The sequence below is a fragment of the Brevundimonas sp. FV1ye4L genome, assembly GCF_058681255.1.
In genome coordinates this window covers 1,174,820-1,193,889 of the sequence record NZ_CM178734.1, presented here as the reverse complement: position 1 = coordinate 1,193,889, position 19,070 = coordinate 1,174,820, and the positions used below count along the sequence as shown (strand labels likewise).

Annotated in this window: 21 protein-coding genes; 16 read left to right on the top strand and 5 right to left on the bottom strand. The window is 66.6% G+C overall.

The genetic code is table 11. The annotated features are described in order from the left end of the window. The first annotated feature begins 26 nt into the window (after window positions 1–26). From ACW17X_RS05660 to ACW17X_RS05605, 12 genes are all read left to right on the top strand, one after another. Complete coding sequence (locus ACW17X_RS05660) at window positions 27–587, top strand: adenylate kinase (protein WP_492043208.1); 561 nt, start codon at window positions 27–29, stop codon at window positions 585–587. A gap of 30 nt (window positions 588–617) precedes the next feature. Further along, the gene (locus tag ACW17X_RS05655; RefSeq protein WP_492100045.1) at window positions 618–1,352 is read left to right on the top strand and encodes an energy transducer TonB; all 735 of its coding nucleotides are present in this window, start codon (window positions 618–620) and stop codon (window positions 1,350–1,352) included. A 179-nt stretch (window positions 1,353–1,531) separates the two neighbouring features. Further along, window positions 1,532–1,900, top strand: a complete 369-nt coding sequence (gene rpsM, locus ACW17X_RS05650) for a 30S ribosomal protein S13 (protein WP_026108555.1) — start codon at window positions 1,532–1,534, stop codon at window positions 1,898–1,900. 9 nt (window positions 1,901–1,909) lie between these two features. Next, a complete protein-coding gene (gene rpsK, locus ACW17X_RS05645) occupies window positions 1,910–2,299 on the top strand; it encodes a 30S ribosomal protein S11 (protein WP_008264180.1) in 390 nt (129 codons plus the stop codon). Window positions 2,300–2,390: 91 nt separating this feature from the next. Further along, the gene (locus ACW17X_RS05640) at window positions 2,391–3,410 is read left to right on the top strand and encodes a DNA-directed RNA polymerase subunit alpha (protein WP_267516149.1); all 1,020 of its coding nucleotides are present in this window, start codon (window positions 2,391–2,393) and stop codon (window positions 3,408–3,410) included. A 107-nt stretch (window positions 3,411–3,517) separates the two neighbouring features. Then, window positions 3,518–3,937, top strand: coding sequence for a 50S ribosomal protein L17 (gene rplQ / locus ACW17X_RS05635; RefSeq protein ID WP_035307159.1), 420 nt, complete (start codon window positions 3,518–3,520; stop codon window positions 3,935–3,937). Between the two features lie 94 nt (window positions 3,938–4,031). Next, window positions 4,032–4,490 carry a GNAT family N-acetyltransferase gene (locus ACW17X_RS05630; RefSeq protein ID WP_492100044.1) on the top strand — a complete coding sequence of 153 codons (459 nt, stop codon included), beginning with the start codon at window positions 4,032–4,034 and terminating at the stop codon, window positions 4,488–4,490. Between the two features lie 188 nt (window positions 4,491–4,678). Further along, window positions 4,679–5,590 (top strand): LysR substrate-binding domain-containing protein, encoded by a 912-nt coding sequence (locus ACW17X_RS05625; RefSeq protein ID WP_492100043.1) that lies wholly within the window; start codon window positions 4,679–4,681, stop codon window positions 5,588–5,590. 363 nt (window positions 5,591–5,953) lie between these two features. After that, window positions 5,954–6,478, top strand: coding sequence for an EF-hand domain-containing protein (locus ACW17X_RS05620; protein ID WP_492100042.1), 525 nt, complete (start codon window positions 5,954–5,956; stop codon window positions 6,476–6,478). Further along, window positions 6,475–7,005 carry a DUF2271 domain-containing protein gene (locus ACW17X_RS05615; RefSeq protein WP_492100041.1) on the top strand — a complete coding sequence of 177 codons (531 nt, stop codon included), beginning with the start codon at window positions 6,475–6,477 and terminating at the stop codon, window positions 7,003–7,005. Before ACW17X_RS05620 ends, ACW17X_RS05615 begins: the two co-directional genes overlap by 4 nt. Before the next feature lie 98 nt (window positions 7,006–7,103). Next, on the top strand, window positions 7,104–9,209 hold the full coding sequence (locus ACW17X_RS05610) for a TonB-dependent receptor domain-containing protein (protein ID WP_492100040.1): 2,106 nt from the start codon (window positions 7,104–7,106) through the stop codon (window positions 9,207–9,209). A gap of 5 nt (window positions 9,210–9,214) precedes the next feature. Next, window positions 9,215–9,988, top strand: a complete 774-nt coding sequence (locus ACW17X_RS05605; RefSeq protein WP_492100039.1) for an energy transducer TonB — start codon at window positions 9,215–9,217, stop codon at window positions 9,986–9,988. A 17-nt stretch (window positions 9,989–10,005) separates the two neighbouring features. Here the strand turns inward: ACW17X_RS05605 and ACW17X_RS05600 are convergent, their stop codons facing one another. Further along, on the bottom strand, window positions 10,006–10,863 hold the full coding sequence (locus ACW17X_RS05600; protein WP_492100038.1) for a DUF2705 family protein: 858 nt from the start codon (window positions 10,861–10,863) through the stop codon (window positions 10,006–10,008). Beyond that, the gene (locus ACW17X_RS05595) at window positions 10,853–11,779 is read right to left on the bottom strand and encodes an ABC transporter ATP-binding protein (RefSeq protein ID WP_492100037.1); all 927 of its coding nucleotides are present in this window, start codon (window positions 11,777–11,779) and stop codon (window positions 10,853–10,855) included. The genes ACW17X_RS05600 and ACW17X_RS05595 overlap by 11 nt, the downstream gene beginning before the upstream one ends. Before the next feature lie 100 nt (window positions 11,780–11,879). Between ACW17X_RS05595 and ACW17X_RS05590 the strand changes: the two genes are divergently transcribed. Beyond that, window positions 11,880–13,136 carry an alkaline phosphatase family protein gene (locus ACW17X_RS05590; RefSeq protein ID WP_492100036.1) on the top strand — a complete coding sequence of 419 codons (1,257 nt, stop codon included), beginning with the start codon at window positions 11,880–11,882 and terminating at the stop codon, window positions 13,134–13,136. Between the two features lie 42 nt (window positions 13,137–13,178). Here the strand turns inward: ACW17X_RS05590 and ACW17X_RS05585 are convergent, their stop codons facing one another. After that, the gene (locus tag ACW17X_RS05585) at window positions 13,179–14,027 is read right to left on the bottom strand and encodes an ABC transporter six-transmembrane domain-containing protein (RefSeq protein ID WP_492100035.1); all 849 of its coding nucleotides are present in this window, start codon (window positions 14,025–14,027) and stop codon (window positions 13,179–13,181) included. A 3-nt stretch (window positions 14,028–14,030) separates the two neighbouring features. Then, on the bottom strand, window positions 14,031–14,642 hold the full coding sequence (locus ACW17X_RS05580) for a TIGR02466 family protein (RefSeq protein WP_492100034.1): 612 nt from the start codon (window positions 14,640–14,642) through the stop codon (window positions 14,031–14,033). 214 nt (window positions 14,643–14,856) lie between these two features. Between ACW17X_RS05580 and ACW17X_RS05575 the strand changes: the two genes are divergently transcribed. Continuing rightward, entirely contained in the window at window positions 14,857–16,848 is a 1,992-nt protein-coding gene (locus ACW17X_RS05575) for an acetyl/propionyl/methylcrotonyl-CoA carboxylase subunit alpha (RefSeq protein WP_492100033.1), read from the top strand. On the opposite strand, the gene ACW17X_RS05570 is transcribed toward ACW17X_RS05575, so the two are convergent. Then, on the bottom strand, window positions 16,845–17,135 hold the full coding sequence (locus ACW17X_RS05570) for a putative quinol monooxygenase (RefSeq protein ID WP_492100032.1): 291 nt from the start codon (window positions 17,133–17,135) through the stop codon (window positions 16,845–16,847). The genes ACW17X_RS05575 and ACW17X_RS05570 overlap by 4 nt on opposite strands. A 102-nt stretch (window positions 17,136–17,237) precedes the next feature. Between ACW17X_RS05570 and ACW17X_RS05565 the strand changes: the two genes are divergently transcribed. Then, window positions 17,238–17,636: a DUF1489 family protein gene (locus ACW17X_RS05565; RefSeq protein ID WP_492100436.1), complete on the top strand. Its 399-nt coding sequence runs from the start codon at window positions 17,238–17,240 to the stop codon at window positions 17,634–17,636. Window positions 17,637–17,699: 63 nt separating this feature from the next. Then, complete coding sequence (locus ACW17X_RS05560; protein ID WP_492100031.1) at window positions 17,700–19,046, top strand: MATE family efflux transporter; 1,347 nt, start codon at window positions 17,700–17,702, stop codon at window positions 19,044–19,046. Window positions 19,047–19,070 lie beyond the last annotated feature (24 nt).

The window sequence follows — 19,070 nt, the reverse complement described above, 5'->3', positions numbered from 1 at the left end:
ACAAAGCCTAAGGGGAGGGCTGAAGCGTGAACTTGATCCTGTTCGGACCGCCGGCGGCGGGCAAGGGGACACAGGCCAAGCGGCTGGTCGAAGAGCGGGGCATGGTCCAGCTCTCGACCGGCGACATGCTGCGGGCCGCCATCGCCTCGGGCTCGGAACTAGGGCTCAAGGTCAAGGACGTGCTGGCGCGCGGCGATCTGGTCACGGACGAGATCGTCATCGCCCTGATCGAGGACCGCCTGCCCGAGGCCGAGGCCGCCGGCGGCGCCATCTTCGACGGCTTCCCCCGCACTGTGGCCCAGGCCGAGGCCCTGGACGCGATGCTGGCCAAGCGCGGCGCCCAGATCGACGCCGTCGTGCGGCTGAAGGTCGACGACTCGGCCCTGCTGGAGCGGATCGCCAAACGCTATGCCGAACAGGGCCGTCCCGACGACAATCCCGACACCTTCGTGGTGCGTCTGGACGCCTACAACCGCAACACCGCCCCGCTGCTTCCCTATTACGAAGCCCAGGGCAAGCTGACCGAGGCGGACGGCATGGGCTCGATCGAGTCCGTCGCCAAGGCGATCGACGAAGCCCTAGCGTGACCAAACCGGACGTCGGGCGTTAGACGACCGATGCCCGACGCGGAACTCCAGCATGACCGAAGGCGCGCCCGCAAACGCTGGCGCGCCTTCGCCGTTTTCGTCGGCGTAGCGGGAGCCGAGCTGGGCCTAGCCCTCCTGCTGGGCCAGGTGAAGGGCAGGGCGCCCCAGACCTTGGGGACGCAGCCCCGACCGGTCGATGTCCTGCTCTATCAGCCGCCGCCGCCGATCTCGTTTGAGCCGCCCTTGCCGGAGACGGGCGGGGGCGCCCCGGCGGCGCCCTCGCGCATTCACACGCCCCCGCCGCCGAAACAGCCGCGTCCTGTCGAACTACCCGCCCCGCCCAAACAGGCGCCCGAGCCCGCCCCGGTCGTCGGGATTGCGCCCGCGCCATCGCCTGCGCCCGGTTTCGGCCAGGGCGGGCAGGGCAGCGGCAGCGGATCCGGCGTGGGATCGGGATCAGGGCCGGGCGCCGGCTCGACCCGGGCGCGGGTGCTCCGCTCTCCGCCTGTGTCGGAAATCCGCGCCAACCACCCGCGGGCGGCGCGCAGCCGATACGGCAATGCGGCCCTGTCCTGCGTCGTTCGCCTGGACCAGCGGCTGGAAGACTGCCGGGTGATCAGCGAGACCCCGGCGGGTCTGGGCTTCGGCGAGGCGGCCCTGCGGCTGGTCGATCAGTTCCGCGTCCAGCCGCCGACCGAGGGCGGCCGTCCGGTGGAGGGCCAGAGGCTGGTGGTGGGTATCGACTTCGGCAATCGGCCGCGTTGACGTCCTCGCGCACACCGGGCATTCAAGTCGCAGCGGCCTTCGCTTGTCTTCGATCCACCCAGGCGTTGACGCGATGTGAATCATCTGTATAAGGGCGCCTTCCCGCGAAGGGCGCCACGCTCCTGGTTTGTTAACCGGAGCGTTTGTTGCGTCTGACTAACGCGTATCTGGAGAATTTCGTGGCCCGTATTGCTGGCGTCAACATCCCGACCAACAAGCGCGTTGAAATCGCGCTTCAGTACATCCATGGCATCGGCCCCGCCGCCGCCAAGGACATCACCGAAAAGGTCGGCATCGAGCCGGCTCGCCGGGTGAACCAGCTGACGGACGCCGAAGTCCTGTCGATCCGTGAAACCATCGACAAGGATCACACCGTCGAGGGCGACCTGCGCCGTGAGACGTCGATGAACATCAAGCGCCTGATGGACCTGGCTTGCTACCGCGGCCTGCGTCACCGTAAGGGCCTGCCGGTCCGCGGTCAGCGCACGCACACCAACGCCCGCACCCGCAAGGGCCCCGCCAAGCCGATCGCCGGCAAGAAGAAGTAAGACAGACACATGGCCAAGGAACCGGGTCGCGTAAAGAAGCGCGAGCGCAAGAACATCACCTCGGGCGTCGCCCACGTGAACGCCAGCTTCAACAACACCATGGTGACCATCACCGACGCGCAGGGAAATGCGATTTCCTGGTCGTCGGCCGGTCACATGGGCTTCAAGGGCTCGCGTAAGTCGACCCCGTATGCGGCTCAGATGGCTGCTGAAGACGCAGGCAAGAAGGCGCAGGAACACGGCGTGAAGACGCTGGAAGTGAACGTCTCGGGTCCGGGTTCCGGCCGTGAATCGGCCCTGCGCGCGCTGCAGTCGGTCGGTCTGACGATCACGACCATCCGCGACGTCACCCCGATGCCGCACAACGGTTGCCGTCCGCCCAAGCGTCGTCGCGTCTAAGCGACACCGCCTAAAGCACCCCCATCTCCGTCGGCTCCACCATGGCCTCGTCGACAAGGCCGGAGCCGACGAAACCCGTTCGAGGGACAAAATGATCGAAAGAAACTGGCAAGAGCTGATCCGTCCCGAGAAGCCGCAGATCGAGATCGGTTCCGACGCCCAGCGCAAGGCGCGCCTGGTGGCCGAACCCCTCGAGCGTGGCTTCGGCGTGACGCTCGGCAACGCGCTCCGTCGCGTTCTGCTGTCCTCGCTGCAAGGCGCGGCTGTCACCGCCATCCAGATCGACGGCGTTGTTCATGAATTCTCGTCGCTGGAAGGCGTTCGGGAAGACGTGGTCGACATCGTCCTGAACATCAAGCAACTGGCGCTGCGCATGCACGCTGAAGGCCCCAAGCGCATGACCCTGCGCGCCACGGGCCCCGGCGTCGTGACCGCCGGCCAGATCGACGTGCCGGCGGACATCGAGGTTCTGAACCCCGATCACGTCATCTGCACCCTGGACGACGGCGCGTCGGTCCGCATGGAACTGACCGTCCAGAACGGCAAGGGCTATGTGGCCGCCGAGCTGAACCGTCCGGAAGATGCGCCGATCGGCCTGATCGCCGTCGACGCCCTGTATTCGCCGGTCAAGCGCGTCGCCTATCGCGTCGAGCCGACCCGTCAGGGCCAGTCGCTGGATTACGACAAGCTGCTGCTGGAAGTCGAAACCAACGGTGCGGTCACGCCGGTTGACGCTGTGGCCTATGCCGCGCGCATCCTGCAAGACCAGCTGCAGATCTTCATCACCTTCGAAGAGCCCAAGAAGGCTGTCGAGCAGTCGGACGGCAAGCCCGACCTGCCCTTCAACCCGGCGCTGCTGAAGAAGGTGGACGAGCTGGAGCTGTCGGTCCGTTCGGCCAACTGCCTGAAGAACGACAACATCGTCTACATCGGCGACCTGATCCAGAAGACCGAGGGCGAAATGCTTCGCACCCCGAACTTTGGCCGCAAGTCGCTGAACGAGATCAAGGAAGTTCTCGCGACGATGGGCCTCAGCCTCGGCATGGACGTGCCGAACTGGCCGCCCGAAAACATCGAAGACCTGGCCAAGAAGTTCGACGACCAGATCTAAGTTCAACCCTCCGCCCGTCTCCTCTCGGGGAGAATGACGGGGCGGTTAGAAGATTACGAGCCTAGGTCTCCCCAGGAGATACCGGGCTCGGAGTAGGAGAGACCCAGATGCGCCACGGCGCCGCCCATCGTAAACTCGGTCGCACGACCAGCCACCGCACCGCCATGTTCGCGAACATGGCCGCCTCGCTGATCAAGCACGAGCAAATCACCACGACCCTGCCCAAGGCGAAGGAACTGCGTCCCTTCGTCGAGAAGCTGGTCACCCTGGCCAAGAAGGGCGATCTGCACGCTCGTCGTCAGGCCATCAGCCAGGTTCGCGACGTGCCGCAAGTCGGCAAGCTGTTCGAAACGCTCGGCCCGCGCTACAGCGAGCGTAACGGCGGCTATATCCGCATCATGAAGGCGGGCTTCCGCCACGGCGACAACGCCCCGATGGCCGTGATCGAGTTCGTCGATCGCGACGTCGAAGCCAAGGGCAAGGACTCCGGTCCGGTCCTGGCCTTCGAAGGCGACGACGAGGCTTAAGCCTCGCGTCTCTGACGAGACTGATGTTCGAAAGGGCGGCCGGAGCGATCCGGCCGCCCTTTTGCTTTGACCGGACATGGGGCAAGAGGCGCGGATGTCCGCTCTCATCGTCGATTACCGCCCTGACCACGCCGCCGCTTGGGCTCGGTTGAACGAGGCCTGGCTGGCCGAGGGCGGGTTCGCCGTCGAGGCCAAGGATCGGCGCTCCATCGACGATCCGCGCGGGGTCTTCATCGCCGGCGGCGGACGGATCTTCATCGCCGAACGGGACGGGGAGGCGGTCGGCTGCTGCGCCCTGATCCGTATTCCCGACGGCTTCGAAGTGTCGAAGATGACGGTGACCCCGGCCGCGCGCGGTCTGGGCCTGGCGCGGCGTCTGCTGGAGGCCTGCGAAGCGGCGGCCCGCGAGGCGGAGGCGATGCATCTGTATCTCGAGACCAACAGCGCCCTGAAGCCGGCCATCGCCCTGTACGAAAGTTTCGGCTTCCTCCACCTGCCGTCCCGCCCGACCCCCTACGCCCGCGCCGACGTCTTCATGGAGAAGCGGCTTTAGCCGGTGAAGGCCTCGCCGAGGGCCAGGATCCATATGAGCAGAACGCACAGGCCGTAGACCAACTTGTCCAGGCGGGTGCGTCGGGGCGGGCGCGGCGGCGGTTCGAACTGAGGCATGACCAGCTTGGAGCCGATTTCCCTCGAGGCGGAAATCGATTATGCGGGCAGGGGTCTGTGAGGGGAAGTCACATGAAGTCCGCCGCGCCGCCGCCCCTGAACGCTCTGCGCACCTTCGAGGCCTTCGCCCGCCACGGCAGTATGACCCGCGCCGCCGCTGAGCTTTGCGTCACCCATGGCGCGGTCAGTCGCCAGATCGCGGCCTTGCAGGCCTCCCTGGGCGTGGTGCTGGTGTCCGGCCCTCGTCATGCTCTGGTCCTGACCGAGGCGGGGGTGCGGTTGGCCGAGCGGCTGACCCCGGCCTTCGGCGCCATAGCCGATGCGGTCCAGGCGACCCGCCACGGCGCCGCGCGAGAGATCGAGATTTCCTGCCTGGGCACCTTTGCGTTGAAATGGCTGATCCCCCGCTTGCCGGATTTTCTCGAGGCCCATCCCGAGGTTCGGGTGCGGCTGTCGGAGTCCTATTCGCCGGTCGATTATCGGCGCGATCGATTCGACGGAGCGATCCGGATTGTTGAGCCGGACCAGGTTCATCCGCGCGCCGAGGCGACACGTTTCCTGCCCCAGTATCAGGGGCCGGTCGGGGCTCCGGCGGTGATGGCGCAGTTTGCGACCCTGGCGGCGGTGGCCGGCGCTCCACGCCTGCGATCCGCCACCTTCCGCCGGGCCTGGCCGGCCTGGGCCGCTCTGTCGGGGCTGGACCTGCCGCCGGCCAAGGTGGAGCGCGAGTTCGCGCATAATCACTCGATGGTCGAGGCCGCCGTGTCGGGCATGGGCGTCGCCATAGCGCCCTGGGCCTTTGTGGCGCCGGACGTGACGGCGGGCCGGCTGGCGGCGCCTTTCGGCTTTGTCGAACGGCCGTCGTGGTTCGCTTTCCTGCGCCCGGAAGGACGCCGGGATCCCGCCGTGGACGCCTTCCGGGACTGGCTGGTTGCGCAAGGAGAGACCAGCCCTCCGCCGCCGGGGCCCGCTCGGGTCGGTTGAGGGGAGACGCCCCCCAGCGCGCCCAATTGTCAGGAATAAGACTAAGGCGTTCAACGCCTTGGTCTCGTCTTGCCCTCATCTTCTAAGCACGAGCCGGACAGGGCGCATACGGCACGGGCGAGTGTTGCGCCTTCGCCTGCGCCCGGAAGAATGGACGAAAATAGACTCCAAAAAATCGCAGTGGATTGAGTCCATTTCGACCACGGCTGAGCCCCTCCATATCAAGGCTGAAATGGGTTGCAATTGCGAGTCGTTCGCGGCAATTGGGCGCCAACGGTCAAGGTGTCTCGGATGTTCCGACTCCCTTGGTCGCGCCGCAGCGCTCCTCGCGCGCGGCCGTTTCCGGATCGTGGAGTTCATCCTGTGCGCAGTCCCCAACCACTCGCCGCCGCCTTTCTGATCAGCCTGGCCCTGCCGGCGTCCGCCGCCCTGGCCCAGACCGCCGGCGGCCCGATCCGTCCCGCAGGCGGCCACAGCCGCACGGCCTTCATCCAGGGCTATGACGCCGATCGCGACGGCCGTGTGGACCGGGCCGAGTACGACACCCTGCGCGAGGCCCGCTTCAAGGCCGCCGACGCCGATGGCAACGGCGTGCTGTCCGAGGATGAGTATGTGGCCGAGTACGCCGGTCGCCTGCGCTCGCAATACGCCGACGCCTCGCGTCCGTCGGACGAGATGTTCGAACGCCAGCTGAAGCAGGCGGTCGTGCGCTTCTCGGTGATCGACCGTGACCGCGACGGCCTGCTGACCCCCGAAGAGAACCAGGCTGTGGCCCTTCGCACCTTTGAGGAGCACGACACCGACAAGGACGGCGTGGTCTCCCCCGAGGATCCCGAGCCCAAGCCCGAAACCGATGGGGACGCCGCACCCGCCGCGCCCCGGTCATGACCAGGGTTTCGCTCGGCGTCGGGGCGGCGGTCGCCGTCCTCGCCGCGACCGGCGCGTCTGCGGCGGAGCTCAGCGTCGAACTGGATGTGCCGACCCAGACCTCGGCCGCCTATCACAAGCCCTATGTCGCCATGTGGATCGAGCGCGCCGACGGCGCCCCGGTCGGAACCCTGTCGGTCTGGTACGATGTTCGTGTCCGGCACGGCAACGGCACCGTCTGGCTGCGGAACCTGCGCAGCTGGTGGCGCAGCGGGGGGCAGTCCCTGACCCTGCCGGCGGACGGCGTCAGTGGCGCGACCCGCGCGCCGGGCCGACAGACCCTGCGTTTCAAGGGCGACCAGGGCGTTCTCGCAGGCCTGCCTGACGGCGACTATCAGTTGGTCGTCGAGGCGGCGCGAGAGCAGGGCGGTCGCGAAGTGGTGCGGGCGCCGTTCAAATGGCGGAGCAGGACGCGCGCGGCTCGAACCGAAACGCGGGCTGCCGGCTCGAGCGAACTCGGCGCGCTGACGGTCGCCGTTCTCCGATGACCTGAGCTGGCCGCTGCTCAAGGCCCTATTCTATTCAACACCTGCAAATGCGACGCAAACCTAGTCGGTACAACCGGCAACTGAAGGACCAACTTCCGATGACCTCTCCTCTCGCCAATTCTTTGAACCGCCGGCTGCTGGGCGCATCCGCCATGGCGCTGGTTCTGTCCGTCTCTGGCCAGGCCTTCGCTCAGACGACGCCGCAAACCGACGATGAAGACGACGCCACGACCCAGCTGTCGCTGGGCAAGATCGTCGTCTCCGCTGGTGTCGAGAAGATCGCCACCGACACGCCCCAGGCGGTCACCGTGCTGAACCAGGACGATATCGACGACACCCAGGCCTCGACCATCGGCGATATGCTGGACGATGTCCCGGGCGTCTATACCGCCGGCGGCGCCAGCAACCTGGGCCAGACCTTCAACATCCGCGGCATGACCAGCAATCGGGGCGAGGTCCTGATGCTGGTGGACGGGGTCGAGAACTATTTCGAGGGCTACCGCATGGGCGCCTTCTTCTCGGAGCCCGAACTTTACAAGCGGGTGGAAGTGCTGCGCGGTCCCAGTTCCTCGACCCTCTACGGCTCGGGCGCCCTGGCCGGGGTGATCAACTTTACCACCAAGGACGCGTCGGACTTCCTGAAGGGCGACGACACTTTCGCGCTTCGGACGCGGTTCGGATATGAATCGAACGGCGACGGAAAGCTGGGTTCCATCATCATGGCCACCCGCCCCACCGAGAACCTGGACCTGCTGATCGCCCTGAACGGCCGGACCAGCGACGACTATGAAGATGGCAACGGCGACGTCGTTACGCCTTCGGACGCCAGCGCCAACTCCGTCCTGGCCAAGGCGCGCTACTATATCGGCGGCGATCGCAAGCACAGCGTCTGGGCCTCGGCCCAGGTGTGGGAGACCGACAGCTATCAGCTGTATGATCAGATCACGGGCTTCACGGCCTTCGGCACCGTGCGCCGCCGCACCCGCGACGAGGCCTTTGCCGTCGGCTATGACAACGCGTTCGAGGGCAACGACCTGCTGGACGTCAAGGCGCAGGTCTCCTACTCGGAAACCCTGACCGACCAGGACGGCATCGCCCTGTCCAGCAGCCTCGGCTATGCGTCTGAATACAGCTATTCGACCGTTCAGGCCCGTCTGGAGAACACCTCCAAATTCACCCTGTCGCCGGATTGGACCGCCTTCGTCACCGCGGGTCTGCAGTACTACAGCCAGGAACGGCGCAACCCCCGCTACAAGGCTGACGGCAGCCCGCTGAGCAATGGGGCGACCACCCACCCGGAAGGCGACACGACGCGGTACGGCGGCTTCGTCCAGGCGGAGATTCTGTGGCGCGACAAGCTGGTGATCACGCCCGGCCTGCGGATCGACCATACGGAGCTGAGCCCCGGCGCCGGCGTCGTGGTCGGCGGCGGATCGACCGCCGTGCCGGAGGAGGCGACCAACACCGGCTATTCGCCCAAGCTGGCCGTGCTCTATAATCTGACCGACTATCTGAACGTGTTCGGCTCGGTGGCCCACACCGAGCGTATGCCGATCCTGGACGAGGTCTACAGCCGCTCGGGAGCCGCTCCGGTCAACCTGAACCTGGATCCGGAGAAGTCCGACAACTACGAGTTGGGCGCATCCTTGACCCTGCGCGGTCTGGTCACCTCGTCGGACCGCCTGAACGCCAAGCTGACGGCCTTCAACAACACCGTGGAGAACCTGATCACCTCGGCCTCCGCCACCTCGGGCTATTTCTTCAATGTGGGCGAGGCCAAGTACGAAGGCTTTGAGATCGAAGCGGAATATGCGACCCGCAGCCTGTTCGGCCGGGCGTCCTACGCCACGGTGGACGCCACCAACGAGACGACCGGCGTCCTGCTCAACACCCGTCCGGCGGACGAGCTGAACCTGAACCTGGGCTATGTTCTGAACAGCCTGGATCTGACCGTCGGCTGGCGCGGCGAATTCGTCAGCGGGATCAAGAACTACAACGCCACCACCGGCGCAGTGTCCTCGACGGTGGACAGCTACAATGTCCACGACCTCTATGCGACCTGGCGGCCCCGCAGCGGCAGCCTGGCGGGCATGGATGTCCGCGTCTCGGTCGACAACGTGCTGGACGAGTATGTGAAGAACAATCTGGCCTCGTTCGCGGGCCAGGGGCGCAGCTTCAAGCTGAGCCTCGGCAAGACCTTCTGACGCCATTGGTCCTGTCGCGCAAAGGGCGTCTGGGCGCCCTTACGGCCTCCGTTCTGTTGAACGGAGGCCTGCTGCTGGCCGCTGTCAGCCAGCCGATGGAGCGAAGCCTGGTCATCGAGCCCCAGGCCATGGTCGTTGAGCTGATCGGGCCGGAGCACGGGATCGCCGTGCCGGACAGCCTGAAGTCCGAGACGCCCAAGGATCAACCGAGCAAGACGGCGGCGTCGGCTCCCCCGACGCCGCCGACGCCCGTACCCACGCGCCTCAGTCCTTTTCCGGCGCCCGACCCCCTCGTGTTTAGGCCGCAGGAGGTCAAGACGGCGGCGCCGCCGACGCCAGCGCGTCCCATCGCCGCCGAGAGCGCGCCTCCTCCGCCGTCGGCGGGACGCTCAGCCGACGCTCCGCCCAGTGCGGTCGTCGCGCCGCCGTCCAAGCCCGCTCCGCCTGCCGGCGGAACCGTCAACGCCCCCGTGTCGCTGAGCGGCGCCCAGGGCGACGCCTATGGCGCCCGTGTCCGCGCCCATCTGGAGGCGCACAAGATCTACCCGCGCGGCGCGAGGCGGCTGCGCCAGACCGGCGTGGTCACGGTGCGGTTCGTGATTGATCGGGAGGGGCGGGTGATCTCGTCCCGTATCGTTTCGCCGTCGGGCGTACTTGCCCTGGACGAGGAGGCGATAGACATGCTGGCGCGAGCCAGTCCGGTGCCGCGTCCCCCGGCGGGCGTGCCTGGGGCGCGGATCGAGATGCGGACGCCGGTCGAGTTCTCGCTGGAGAACTGACCGGCGTCTGCAGACGACTATTCCTTGGACAAATCCTGGCGTTGGAACCAGGCGATCGCCGCCGCGACCGGCACGACGCACCACAGGACCAGGCTGGTGATCGCCTTGGTGACCACGCCTTCCGGCAAGGGCATGGGGCCGGGAGAAACCGCCGCCTTCAGCGTGTCATAGGCCAGTCCGGGCAACAGCAGCTGGGAGGCCCAGTCTGCGGGCGACCAGCCGATAATGGGCAACAACGGCCCTCCAAGGATCGTCTGGGCGAATCCCAGGGCCCAGGGCACGAACAGGGCTGCCAGCAGGGACCGGCTGACCACCGCCGCCAGAAGGGCGATGAGGCCGTACTGGACGATGCGGATATAGGACAGCAGCCAGGTGAGCAGGAACTCGACCAGGTTGAAGTCGCTCAGGTCGAAGCTCATCGGCCGGCCGGTCACCAGGGCCTGGGAGATGAAGTAGATGAAGGCCGCGACCAGGGTCGCCAGCATGGCGAGCATGGCCAGGGCCTTCATCACGCCGATCTTGCCCAGGATCAGCCAGGGACGCGCGTTGCGGGCGCTGATCAGTCGCCAAGTCTCCCAGCGATAGTCGCCGGCGTAGACCGCCGCCGCCGCCAGCAACATGAAGACCAGCAGCACGCCGTTGGCGCCGTTGCCGGCTGCAAAGCTGAAGGCCTCGACCAGATTGACCGGCTGGTTCCCCATCTCGGCCGGCAGATTGGCCTTGGCCGCCAGGGCGTCGCCCTTGGCCTTGGTCATGAGCAGATAGATCAAGCCGCCGACGATGATGAGAAGAGGCGTCAGCAAGACGCTGCAGAAGACCGCCGTCCGGTTCCGCGAGACGCGATAGGCCTCGGATTTCAGCGCATCAACCAGCATGGTCGGTCCCCTTCGCAGGCGTGCCCTGCACGCCGGTCCAGCCGGTCTCGCTCATGAAGACGTCTTCCAGGTCGGCGCCGATCCAGCGGGCTTCTTCGATATCCACGCCAGCCTCGACGAGGGCGCGGATCGTCGCCGCCGCCTCTGTGCGCGGCACGGCGGCCACCAGGGCGTCGCCGTCCAGCGTCGCCCGTTCGCCCAACACGCCCATGGCCTTGGCCAGGGGCGTGACCGACAGGCGCAGGCGTTCGCCTGAGGCGGTCAGGTCCGAGACCCGCCCTTCGGTGATCACCTTGCCCTTGTTGAAGATGGCGACGCGGTCGCAGACGCGCTCGACCTCTTGAAGTTGGTGGCTGGCCAGGATGACGGTGACGCCGTCGTCGTCGGCCAGGCTGCGGATCAGGGCGCGCATCTCCTGAATGCCGGGCGGATCCATGCCGCTGGTCGGTTCATCCAGAATGACCAGGTCCGGCTTGGTCATCAGGGCGGCGGCGACGCCCAGGCGTTGCAGCATCCCGACCGAGAAGCCGCGCACCCGGCGATCCGCCGCCTCGGTCAGGCCGACCCGCTTCAGCCAGGCCTCGATATCCGCAGTCGCCACGCCGCCGTGGGCGTGGCCCAGCCAGACCAGGACCTGACGCGCGGTCATGAAGGGCGGGAAGCGGGGCGTCTCGATCATCGAGCCCATCCGCCGCGTCGCCGCCGGATCGCCGATCCGGCCGCCCATGACTGTCGCCTCGCCCTCGGTCGGGCGGATCAGGCCCAGCAGGGTGCGGAACAGGGTCGACTTGCCGGCGCCGTTGGGGCCGAGGATGCCATAGACCCCGCCGCGCGGAATCGACAGGGTCAGGCCGTCCAGGGCCTTCACCGTGCCGTAGGTCTTGGTGAGGCCGCGGATTTCGATGACGGTTTCCATGGGCGCAAGCTTGGCGTGAGAACGGTGTTCCCACAAGGCGTCGCGGGGTTGTCGCGGATTAAGTTTACGCAATGATTCCATGTCGCTTCGGAGTTCGCTCATGTCCCGCTTCCTGGTTTCCAGCCTGATCCTCGCCGCCGCACTGGCGGTTGCGTCCTGTGCGGGCGTGCAGGTCCCCACCCCGCCCGCCACACAGTCCATGGTTGTCGCGCCGGTTTCGCCTGAGGACGGGCGGCCGGAGCAGGTGATTCTAATTTCGATCGACGGCTTCCGTCCCGACTATCTGGGTCAGGGCGCGACGCCGGTCATGGACGATCTGGTCGCGGACGGCGCGTTCGGTCCGATGCGCCCCTCTTTCCCGAGCGTGACCTTCCCCAATCACTACACCGTGGTGACGGGGCTGCACCCGGACCATCATGGAATCGTGGGCAATCGGTTCACCGACTCTCGACTGGGCGTCTTCACCATGGCCAGCAAGGAGAGCGGCTTCTGGGATCAGGCCGAACCCATCTGGGTTTCGGCCGAGAAGGCCGGTGTTCGCACCGGGACCCTGTTCTGGCCCGGCTCCGAGGTGGAAATTGCTGGTGTCCGCCCCAGCCGCTGGATGCCATTCGACCAGTCCATGTCAGGCGACGCTCGGGTGGATCGGGTCTTGGCCTGGCTGGACCTCCCGGCCGACCAGCGACCGAAGTTCGAGACCCTCTATTTCGACATCGTCGATACGGCCGGCCATCGGCACGGCCCTGCTGCGCCTGAAACGCGCGCCGCTGTCGCGGCAGTGGACGCGTCCCTGGGCCGACTGGTCGAGGGGCTGAAGGCGAGGGGCCTCTATGAGCGCACCCTGCTGGTTCTGGTTTCCGATCACGGCATGGCCGCTACCTCGCCTGACCGGGTGGTGTGGATCGACGACATCATCGACCCGAAGGCGCTGCAGATCGGCTATGGCGGCGCCGTCCTGACCGCAGATCCCGCGCCGGGTCGAGAGGCCGAGGTGCAGCAGAAGCTGATCGGCCGTCATCCGCACATGGAGTGCTGGAACAAGGCCGACGTCCCCGCTCGCCTGGTCTATGGCTCGAACCCCCGCGTCGCCCAGATCGTCTGCCTGGTCGAAACCGGTTGGTTGACGGCCACCCGCGACCGGCCCGTCACACGGCCCGGCGGCGCCCACGGCTATGATAACCAGGCGCCCGAGATGCAGGCCCTGTTCATCGCCCATGGACCCGGCGTCGTTCGCGGGCGCCGGCTGAGCGACCTCGACAGCGTGGATGTTCAGCCCTTCCTGGCCCGCATGTTGGGGATCGCTGCGCCGGAGGGCGACGGCCGGCCGGAGGACACGCTGCCGATCACCGCGCCTTAAACGGCTCGGCCTGTCAACGATGTCGTCTAGTTTTGGACGGGGTCATCTTGCGGATTTTGGGGGTTGCCGCATTCTGCGGTTCAGGTCCTTCAGCTTTGCGAGCTGCTGCACGGTTTCGGGCACCTGATCTAGGGCGAGGACAAACCGCCAGACGTAGGAGAAGATGGCGTAGACATCGCCTGCCTGGACCGTGTGGCTTGCCGCTAACCGCCACAAAGCCGCGCCGATCAATACGATGACGCTGAGTTCCATCAGACCGAAAGCGCGTGCCTGAGAATCTGACAACCGGATACGCCACCACGCCAAGGCGTTAAAATGACGAACGACCGTGCTCGTGCGGCCCCGGCCCAGCAAGGCTACCTCGCGTTCCAACCGATCATTTAACCCTCTGTTCAGGACGGTCGCGCGTCGGCCCAGCGCAATGTTGATGAAGGTCAGGGGTACGATGAGCGCAAGACAGATCAGGCCGACAACATGGTCCAGCGAGATCAGCACGACCATCGCGGTGATCAGTCCGACCGCAGCGGTGAGGGCTCCGGGAACGTCCTTTTCTAGGAAATCGACATATTCGCGCGAGAGCATGGCGCGGGCTGTGATGAGGGCGGGAGGTAAGCCTTCGGCATGGGCGCGGATCACGAACTGACCGGCTAGATTGGCGTAGACACGCGTAAAGACGCGGGTGTCGTACATCTTCGCCGCGACTTCCGTGGCCATCATCATCAGATGCCACGCGGCCAAAGCCATGATGGGGCGGTAGTCTTGCGCCAGCACTCCATTGATCGCGAAAGCCGTCACCAGGGGATAAAGCTGGCCTGAAAGATGGGCCAGAACCGTCAATCCGTAGGCGGACCCGAGGGATCTCGCATGGCTGCGGGCGACGCCAAGTATCATCGGTCAGGCGTAGTTGAAGCTGATCGAGATGCGGTCCGACTTGGCCTGGTTGGTCGGCACCTCGTGCCGCAGCCAGCTTTCCCACATCAGAATCGTGCCGGCCTGGGGCTTCAGATAGACGAAGGGGCGTTCGGCCTCGCCGGCGTCGTCGGTGACGCCGGGCCGGGCCATCATGAAGGGCAGGCGAGGGTCTTCCAGCTTCAGCGCCGAGGCGCCGTCCGGAACGTCGATATAGACGGTGCCCGACAGATAGGCGTGGGGGTGGATGTGGCCGGTGTGGCCGCCGCCCGGCTTGAGGATATTGACCCAGAGATTATCGAGACGCGGCTTGCGCGCCAGGTCGAAGTTGAGGGCCTGGGCATAGGCCAGGGCGTGACGGTCCAGGTGACGCTTCAGATCGGCGAACTCGGGGAAGCGCTGGGGCAAGTCGTTCAGCGAGGCGTAGGAGGTGTAGCCGCGATAGGCGTTGTCGCGACACCAGCGGCGTCCGGCCGCGTCCTCTTCCGCCATCATGCGGACCACGTTGATCAACTGTTCATTCAACTCGGCCCAGCCTCGGCTGTCGGCGAGGGAGGCCTCATAGACCTGGGTGACGAAGAGGGGGCGCAGGGACATGGGGAGGGGCTTAAAGCCTGTGAGCCCGGCTGAAAACTCTCCCTCCCCATTTTGGGGAGGGGCGATCGCGCATCGATCGGGGTGGGGCCCGAAGGGGCGTGAGCGAAATGGCCATGACCGCCCCACCCGGGCTCCGCTGCGCTTCGCCGTCCCTCCCCATGAAGGGGAGGGAGAACGGCTGGGCAGGCGTGCACGATCCGGCTAAGACTCCCGCATGTTCAAGTCCGTCCTTGTCGCCAATCGCGGCGAAATCGCCTGTCGTGTCTTCCGTACCGCCAAGCGGATGGGAATACGCACCATCGCCGTCTATTCCGAGGCCGACGCCAGGGCTCTGCACGTGCGCGAGGCGGACGAGGCGGTGCTGATCGGCTCGGCGGCGGCGCGCGACTCCTATCTGGACGGGGCCAAGGTGCTGGCGGCGGCCAAGGCGACGGGGGCCGAGGCGATCCATCCCGGCTATGGCTTCCTGAGCGAGAACGCCGAGTTCGCCGAGGCGGTGGCGGCGGCGGGCCTCATCTGGATCGGGCCGGACCCGGCTTCGATCCGCGCCATGGGGCTGAAGGACGCGGCCAAGGCGCTGATGATCGAGGCCGGGGTGCCGGTGACGCCGGGCTATCTGGGCGCGGACCAGTCGGAGGCGACCCTTACGGCCGAGGCGGCGCGGATCGGCTATCCGGTGCTGATCAAGGCGGTCGCGGGCGGCGGCGGCAAGGGGATGAAACGGGTCGATGATCCGGCCGATTTCGCCGCAGGCCTGGCCAGCGCCAAGCGGGAAGGGGCGGCGGCCTTCGGCGACGACCGGGTGCTGATCGAACGCTACATCACCCGCCCGCGCCATATCGAGGTGCAGGTGTTCGGGGACCGGCACGGGGATGTCGTGCACCTGTTCGAGCGGGACTGTTCCCTGCAACGCCGCCACCAGAAGGTGATCGAGGAGGCGCCGGCGCCGGGCATGAGCGAGGCCGTGCGCGCCGCCGTGACGGGGGCGGCGATCAAGGCCGCAAAGGCGGTCAACTACGTCGGGGCCGGGACCATCGAGTTCATCGCCGACGCCTCGGACGGGCTGAAGGCGGACGGGATCTGGTTCATGGAGATGAACACCCGTCTGCAGGTCGAGCACCCGGTGACCGAAAGCGTGACCGGCGTCGATCTGGTCGAATGGCAGTTCCGCGTCGCGGCGGGCGAGCCGCTGCCGCTGAAGCAGGATCAGATCCGCCTGAACGGCTGGGCCATGGAGGCGCGCCTCTATGCCGAGGATCCGGCGAACGGTTTCCTGCCGTCGATCGGGCGGCTGGAGCATTTCGTCATGCCGGACGGAATTCGCGTCGATACGGGCGTGGAGCAGGGCGGCGAGGTCAGCCAGTTCTACGACCCGATGATCGCCAAGCTGATCGTCCATGAGGACACCCGCGAGGCGGCCGCTGCGCGGCTGGCCGAGGCGGCGGGCGAGGTTGAGGTCTGGCCCGTCAAGACCAATGCGGGCTTCCTGAAACGTTGCCTGGACCATCCGCGCTTCGTGGCGGGGGATGTGGACACGGGCTTTATCGCGGCGGAGGAGGGGACGCTCGTGGCCGGGAGAGGCCTTCGTGAGGTCGGCTTAGCAGGAGCGGCTCTGCTTTTGCAGAATATGAAGTGGGCTGAACTCTACTATGAAGATAAGCCATCTCCCTGGAGCAGCAGGTCGGACGGGCTTCTAGGGCTCAGAATGAACGCTCCCGCCGGTCGACAGTACATCAGCGTCGCCGGAGTACCTGACGCGGTCCAACTTCTAGGAAGCGGTAAGTTTGAGTTCACCGACGGTGATGCAAATCGTCCGATTGCGATCCATCCTAGCAGCCGTCGTACAGGCGCGGTCAATCGGGTCACGGTTGGAGACGAAAGCCTCGGCTTTTTCGATGTGGAGGAGACCGTCATTTTCGCGGAAGGCGACGCTTACCCTGTGGCGTGGGTTCGCGCCAACCGCGGCGGGGATACCGGAGCTTTCTCTGACGGCTCCCTCCGCGCGCCCATGCCGGGCAAGGTCGTCGCCGCTCCGGTCGAGGCCGGCGACGCTGTGACCAAGGGCCAGCCTGTCGTGGTGCTTGAGGCGATGAAGATGGAGCACGCCCTCACTGCGCCCTTCGACGGGGTGGTCGAAAGCGTCGCAAGCGTCGGAGATCAGGTGGTGGAGGCGGCCGTTCTGGCGGTGGTGAAGGCGGCGGACTAAAGCCCGAGACCGCCCAGGGGGCGCGTCTGGATCGAGTCGTCCATCTTGGCCATCAGGCCGTAGATGGGCCGCCAGGCGCCGCTTTCGCGCAGACCTTCGCTCCACGACTGATGGGTCGGTTGATCGACCCAGACTTCCGTGACCCAGAGGATGTCATCGTGGGTCAGATCGTGCGCGACGATATAGGAATGACAGCCATGTTTTCTGACGGCGGGGTCCATCAGCAGAAGCGCAAGCTCGTCGCGACGGCCGGGGTAGGCCGTCAGGCGCGTGATTAATCCGTACATACTGGTCCCGTGGCGCCTGATGGAGCGACGCGCACGATCTTGGATAATGCTCACAGATTAAAGAATGTGGCCAAGGCGTCTAAGGGAGACTACGTGGGCGCCATGCCGCTAAATATGATCAAACTCTGCGTCGGGGTGTCGGACGTCGAATGGCTGGAGAACCGCGCCGCCAGGGGCGGGCCGCTGGTGGTCCATACGCGGATGACGCCGAAGCGGGCGGCCGAGATCGAGGACGGGGGGTCGCTGTACTGGGTAATCAAGGGCGTGATCGCCTGCCGCCAGCCGATCACCGACATCACGAGCCTGGGCGAAGGCAAGGAGAGCCGGTGCGAGATCACCCTGGCGCCCCAGGTGATCCGCACCGCCCCCATGGCGCGGCGACCCTTCCAGGGCTGGCGCTATTTTGAGCCCAAGGACGCGCCGGCGGACCTAGCCGAACTGGATGCGGGCGAGGCGCCGGAGGACCTTGTGCGGCAACTTCGCGAACTGGGCGCCTGGTAGCCAAAACCTCCAAAGTTTTTGGGAGTTGACCCGGCTCCGCGCGCATGGCCTGTGCCGCGTCCGATGATCGCGCTCAGCCCCCAGACCCGCACCGCCTTCCACGACCTGCTGCACCTGGCCTGGCCGGTGATCCTGGCGCGGATCGGCATCATGACCATGGGTCTGACCGACGCCATCGTGGTGGGCAATTTCTCCAGCCGCGAGTTGGCCTTCCACTCCCTGGCCTGGGCGCCGACCTCCATCGTCGTGACCACGGCGGTCGGCCTGATGCTGGGCGTCCAGGTGATGACCGCCCGGATGCTGGGCGAGGGGCGGCGGCACGCGGTCGGCTCGGTGCTGCGCCGGGGCATGACCTATTCGCTGCAGATCGGCGTGGTGTCGATGATCGCCCTGATCGTGGTCGGACCCTGGGGGCTCGGCCGCATCGGCCTGGAAGACGGTCTGGCCGAAGGCGCGGGGCCGGCCCTGATCGTCTTCGCCCTGTCCATGCCCTTCTATCTGATCTCGGTGACGGGCCAGTTCTTCCTTGAGGCCTTGGGGCGGCCCAAGCCGGGCATGGTCGCCATGTGGGTGGCGAACGGGGTCAACCTGGTGCTGAACATCATGCTGGTGCCCGACCTGTTGGGCATCGGCTTCGACGGCGCCTTCGCCTCGGCCTGGGCGACGTTCGGAGCGCGGGCGGCGCTGGCCCTGTTTCTGGTGATCTATATCCTGCGCCTGCCCGAGGCGCGGGCGCTGGGTATCTTCGACAAGCCTGAGCGTGACCCAAAGGCGGCGCGTGAACAGGTCAAGGTCGGCCTGGGCGCCGGCGCATCCTATTTCATCGAGGTCGGGGCCTTTTCGGGCTTCACCTTCTTCGCCGGCCAGATCGGCACGGCGGAGACGGCGGCCTGGGCGGTGGTGCTGAACGTCTCGGCCATCGTCTTCATGCTGCCCATGGGTCTGTCGTCGGCGACGGCGGTTCTGGTGGGGCGCAGCTATGGGGCGGGCGACGGGCAGGGGGTGTTAAGGGCCGGTCTGGTCGGGTTGGGCGTCGTGACGGGCCTGACTTTCATCGTCGCCCTGCTGGTGTGGCCCAGCGCGCATCTGATCGTGGGCGCCTACAACCGCGACCCGGTCCTGCTGGCCATCGCCGCCCCGGCCCTGGTGCTGGCGACCCTGTTCTTCGTCGCGGACGGAATCCAGGTCGTGGCGGCCCAGGCGAACCGGGCGGCGGGCGACGTCTGGTGGCCCACGATTATGCATTTCGTAGCCTATGGCGCGGTGATGATGCCTCTGGGCTGGGTGCTGGCGCACCGGATGGGCGTCGACGGTCTGGTCTGGGCGATCGTGATCGCCAGTCTGGCGTCTTCGGTTCTGCTGACGGGGCGTTTCATCCGTATTGCGCGCCGTCTGCCGCAAGGCGTTTGAGGAAACGGCCTAGCCGCTCTATAT

What these genes read in the sequence shown, in the direction of transcription:
- ACW17X_RS05655 (WP_492100045.1), top strand. Translation starts at nt 618, where the DNA reads ATGCCCGACGCGGAACTCCAGCATGACCGAAGGCGCGCCCGCAAACGC.
- rpsK (WP_008264180.1), top strand. Translation starts at nt 1,910, where the DNA reads ATGGCCAAGGAACCGGGTCGCGTAAAGAAGCGCGAGCGCAAGAACATC.
- ACW17X_RS05640 (WP_267516149.1), top strand. Translation starts at nt 2,391, where the DNA reads ATGATCGAAAGAAACTGGCAAGAGCTGATCCGTCCCGAGAAGCCGCAG.
- rplQ (WP_035307159.1), top strand. Translation starts at nt 3,518, where the DNA reads ATGCGCCACGGCGCCGCCCATCGTAAACTCGGTCGCACGACCAGCCAC.
- ACW17X_RS05630 (WP_492100044.1), top strand. Translation starts at nt 4,032, where the DNA reads ATGTCCGCTCTCATCGTCGATTACCGCCCTGACCACGCCGCCGCTTGG.
- ACW17X_RS05625 (WP_492100043.1), top strand. Translation starts at nt 4,679, where the DNA reads ATGAAGTCCGCCGCGCCGCCGCCCCTGAACGCTCTGCGCACCTTCGAG.
- ACW17X_RS05615 (WP_492100041.1), top strand. Translation starts at nt 6,475, where the DNA reads ATGACCAGGGTTTCGCTCGGCGTCGGGGCGGCGGTCGCCGTCCTCGCC.
- ACW17X_RS05610 (WP_492100040.1), top strand. Translation starts at nt 7,104, where the DNA reads ATGACCTCTCCTCTCGCCAATTCTTTGAACCGCCGGCTGCTGGGCGCA.
- ACW17X_RS05600 (WP_492100038.1), bottom strand. Translation starts at nt 10,863, where the DNA reads ATGCTGGTTGATGCGCTGAAATCCGAGGCCTATCGCGTCTCGCGGAAC.
- ACW17X_RS05595 (WP_492100037.1), bottom strand. Translation starts at nt 11,779, where the DNA reads ATGGAAACCGTCATCGAAATCCGCGGCCTCACCAAGACCTACGGCACG.
- ACW17X_RS05590 (WP_492100036.1), top strand. Translation starts at nt 11,880, where the DNA reads ATGTCCCGCTTCCTGGTTTCCAGCCTGATCCTCGCCGCCGCACTGGCG.
- ACW17X_RS05585 (WP_492100035.1), bottom strand. Translation starts at nt 14,027, where the DNA reads ATGATACTTGGCGTCGCCCGCAGCCATGCGAGATCCCTCGGGTCCGCC.
- ACW17X_RS05580 (WP_492100034.1), bottom strand. Translation starts at nt 14,642, where the DNA reads ATGTCCCTGCGCCCCCTCTTCGTCACCCAGGTCTATGAGGCCTCCCTC.
- ACW17X_RS05575 (WP_492100033.1), top strand. Translation starts at nt 14,857, where the DNA reads ATGTTCAAGTCCGTCCTTGTCGCCAATCGCGGCGAAATCGCCTGTCGT.
- ACW17X_RS05570 (WP_492100032.1), bottom strand. Translation starts at nt 17,135, where the DNA reads ATGTACGGATTAATCACGCGCCTGACGGCCTACCCCGGCCGTCGCGAC.
- ACW17X_RS05565 (WP_492100436.1), top strand. Translation starts at nt 17,238, where the DNA reads ATGCCGCTAAATATGATCAAACTCTGCGTCGGGGTGTCGGACGTCGAA.
- ACW17X_RS05560 (WP_492100031.1), top strand. Translation starts at nt 17,700, where the DNA reads ATGATCGCGCTCAGCCCCCAGACCCGCACCGCCTTCCACGACCTGCTG.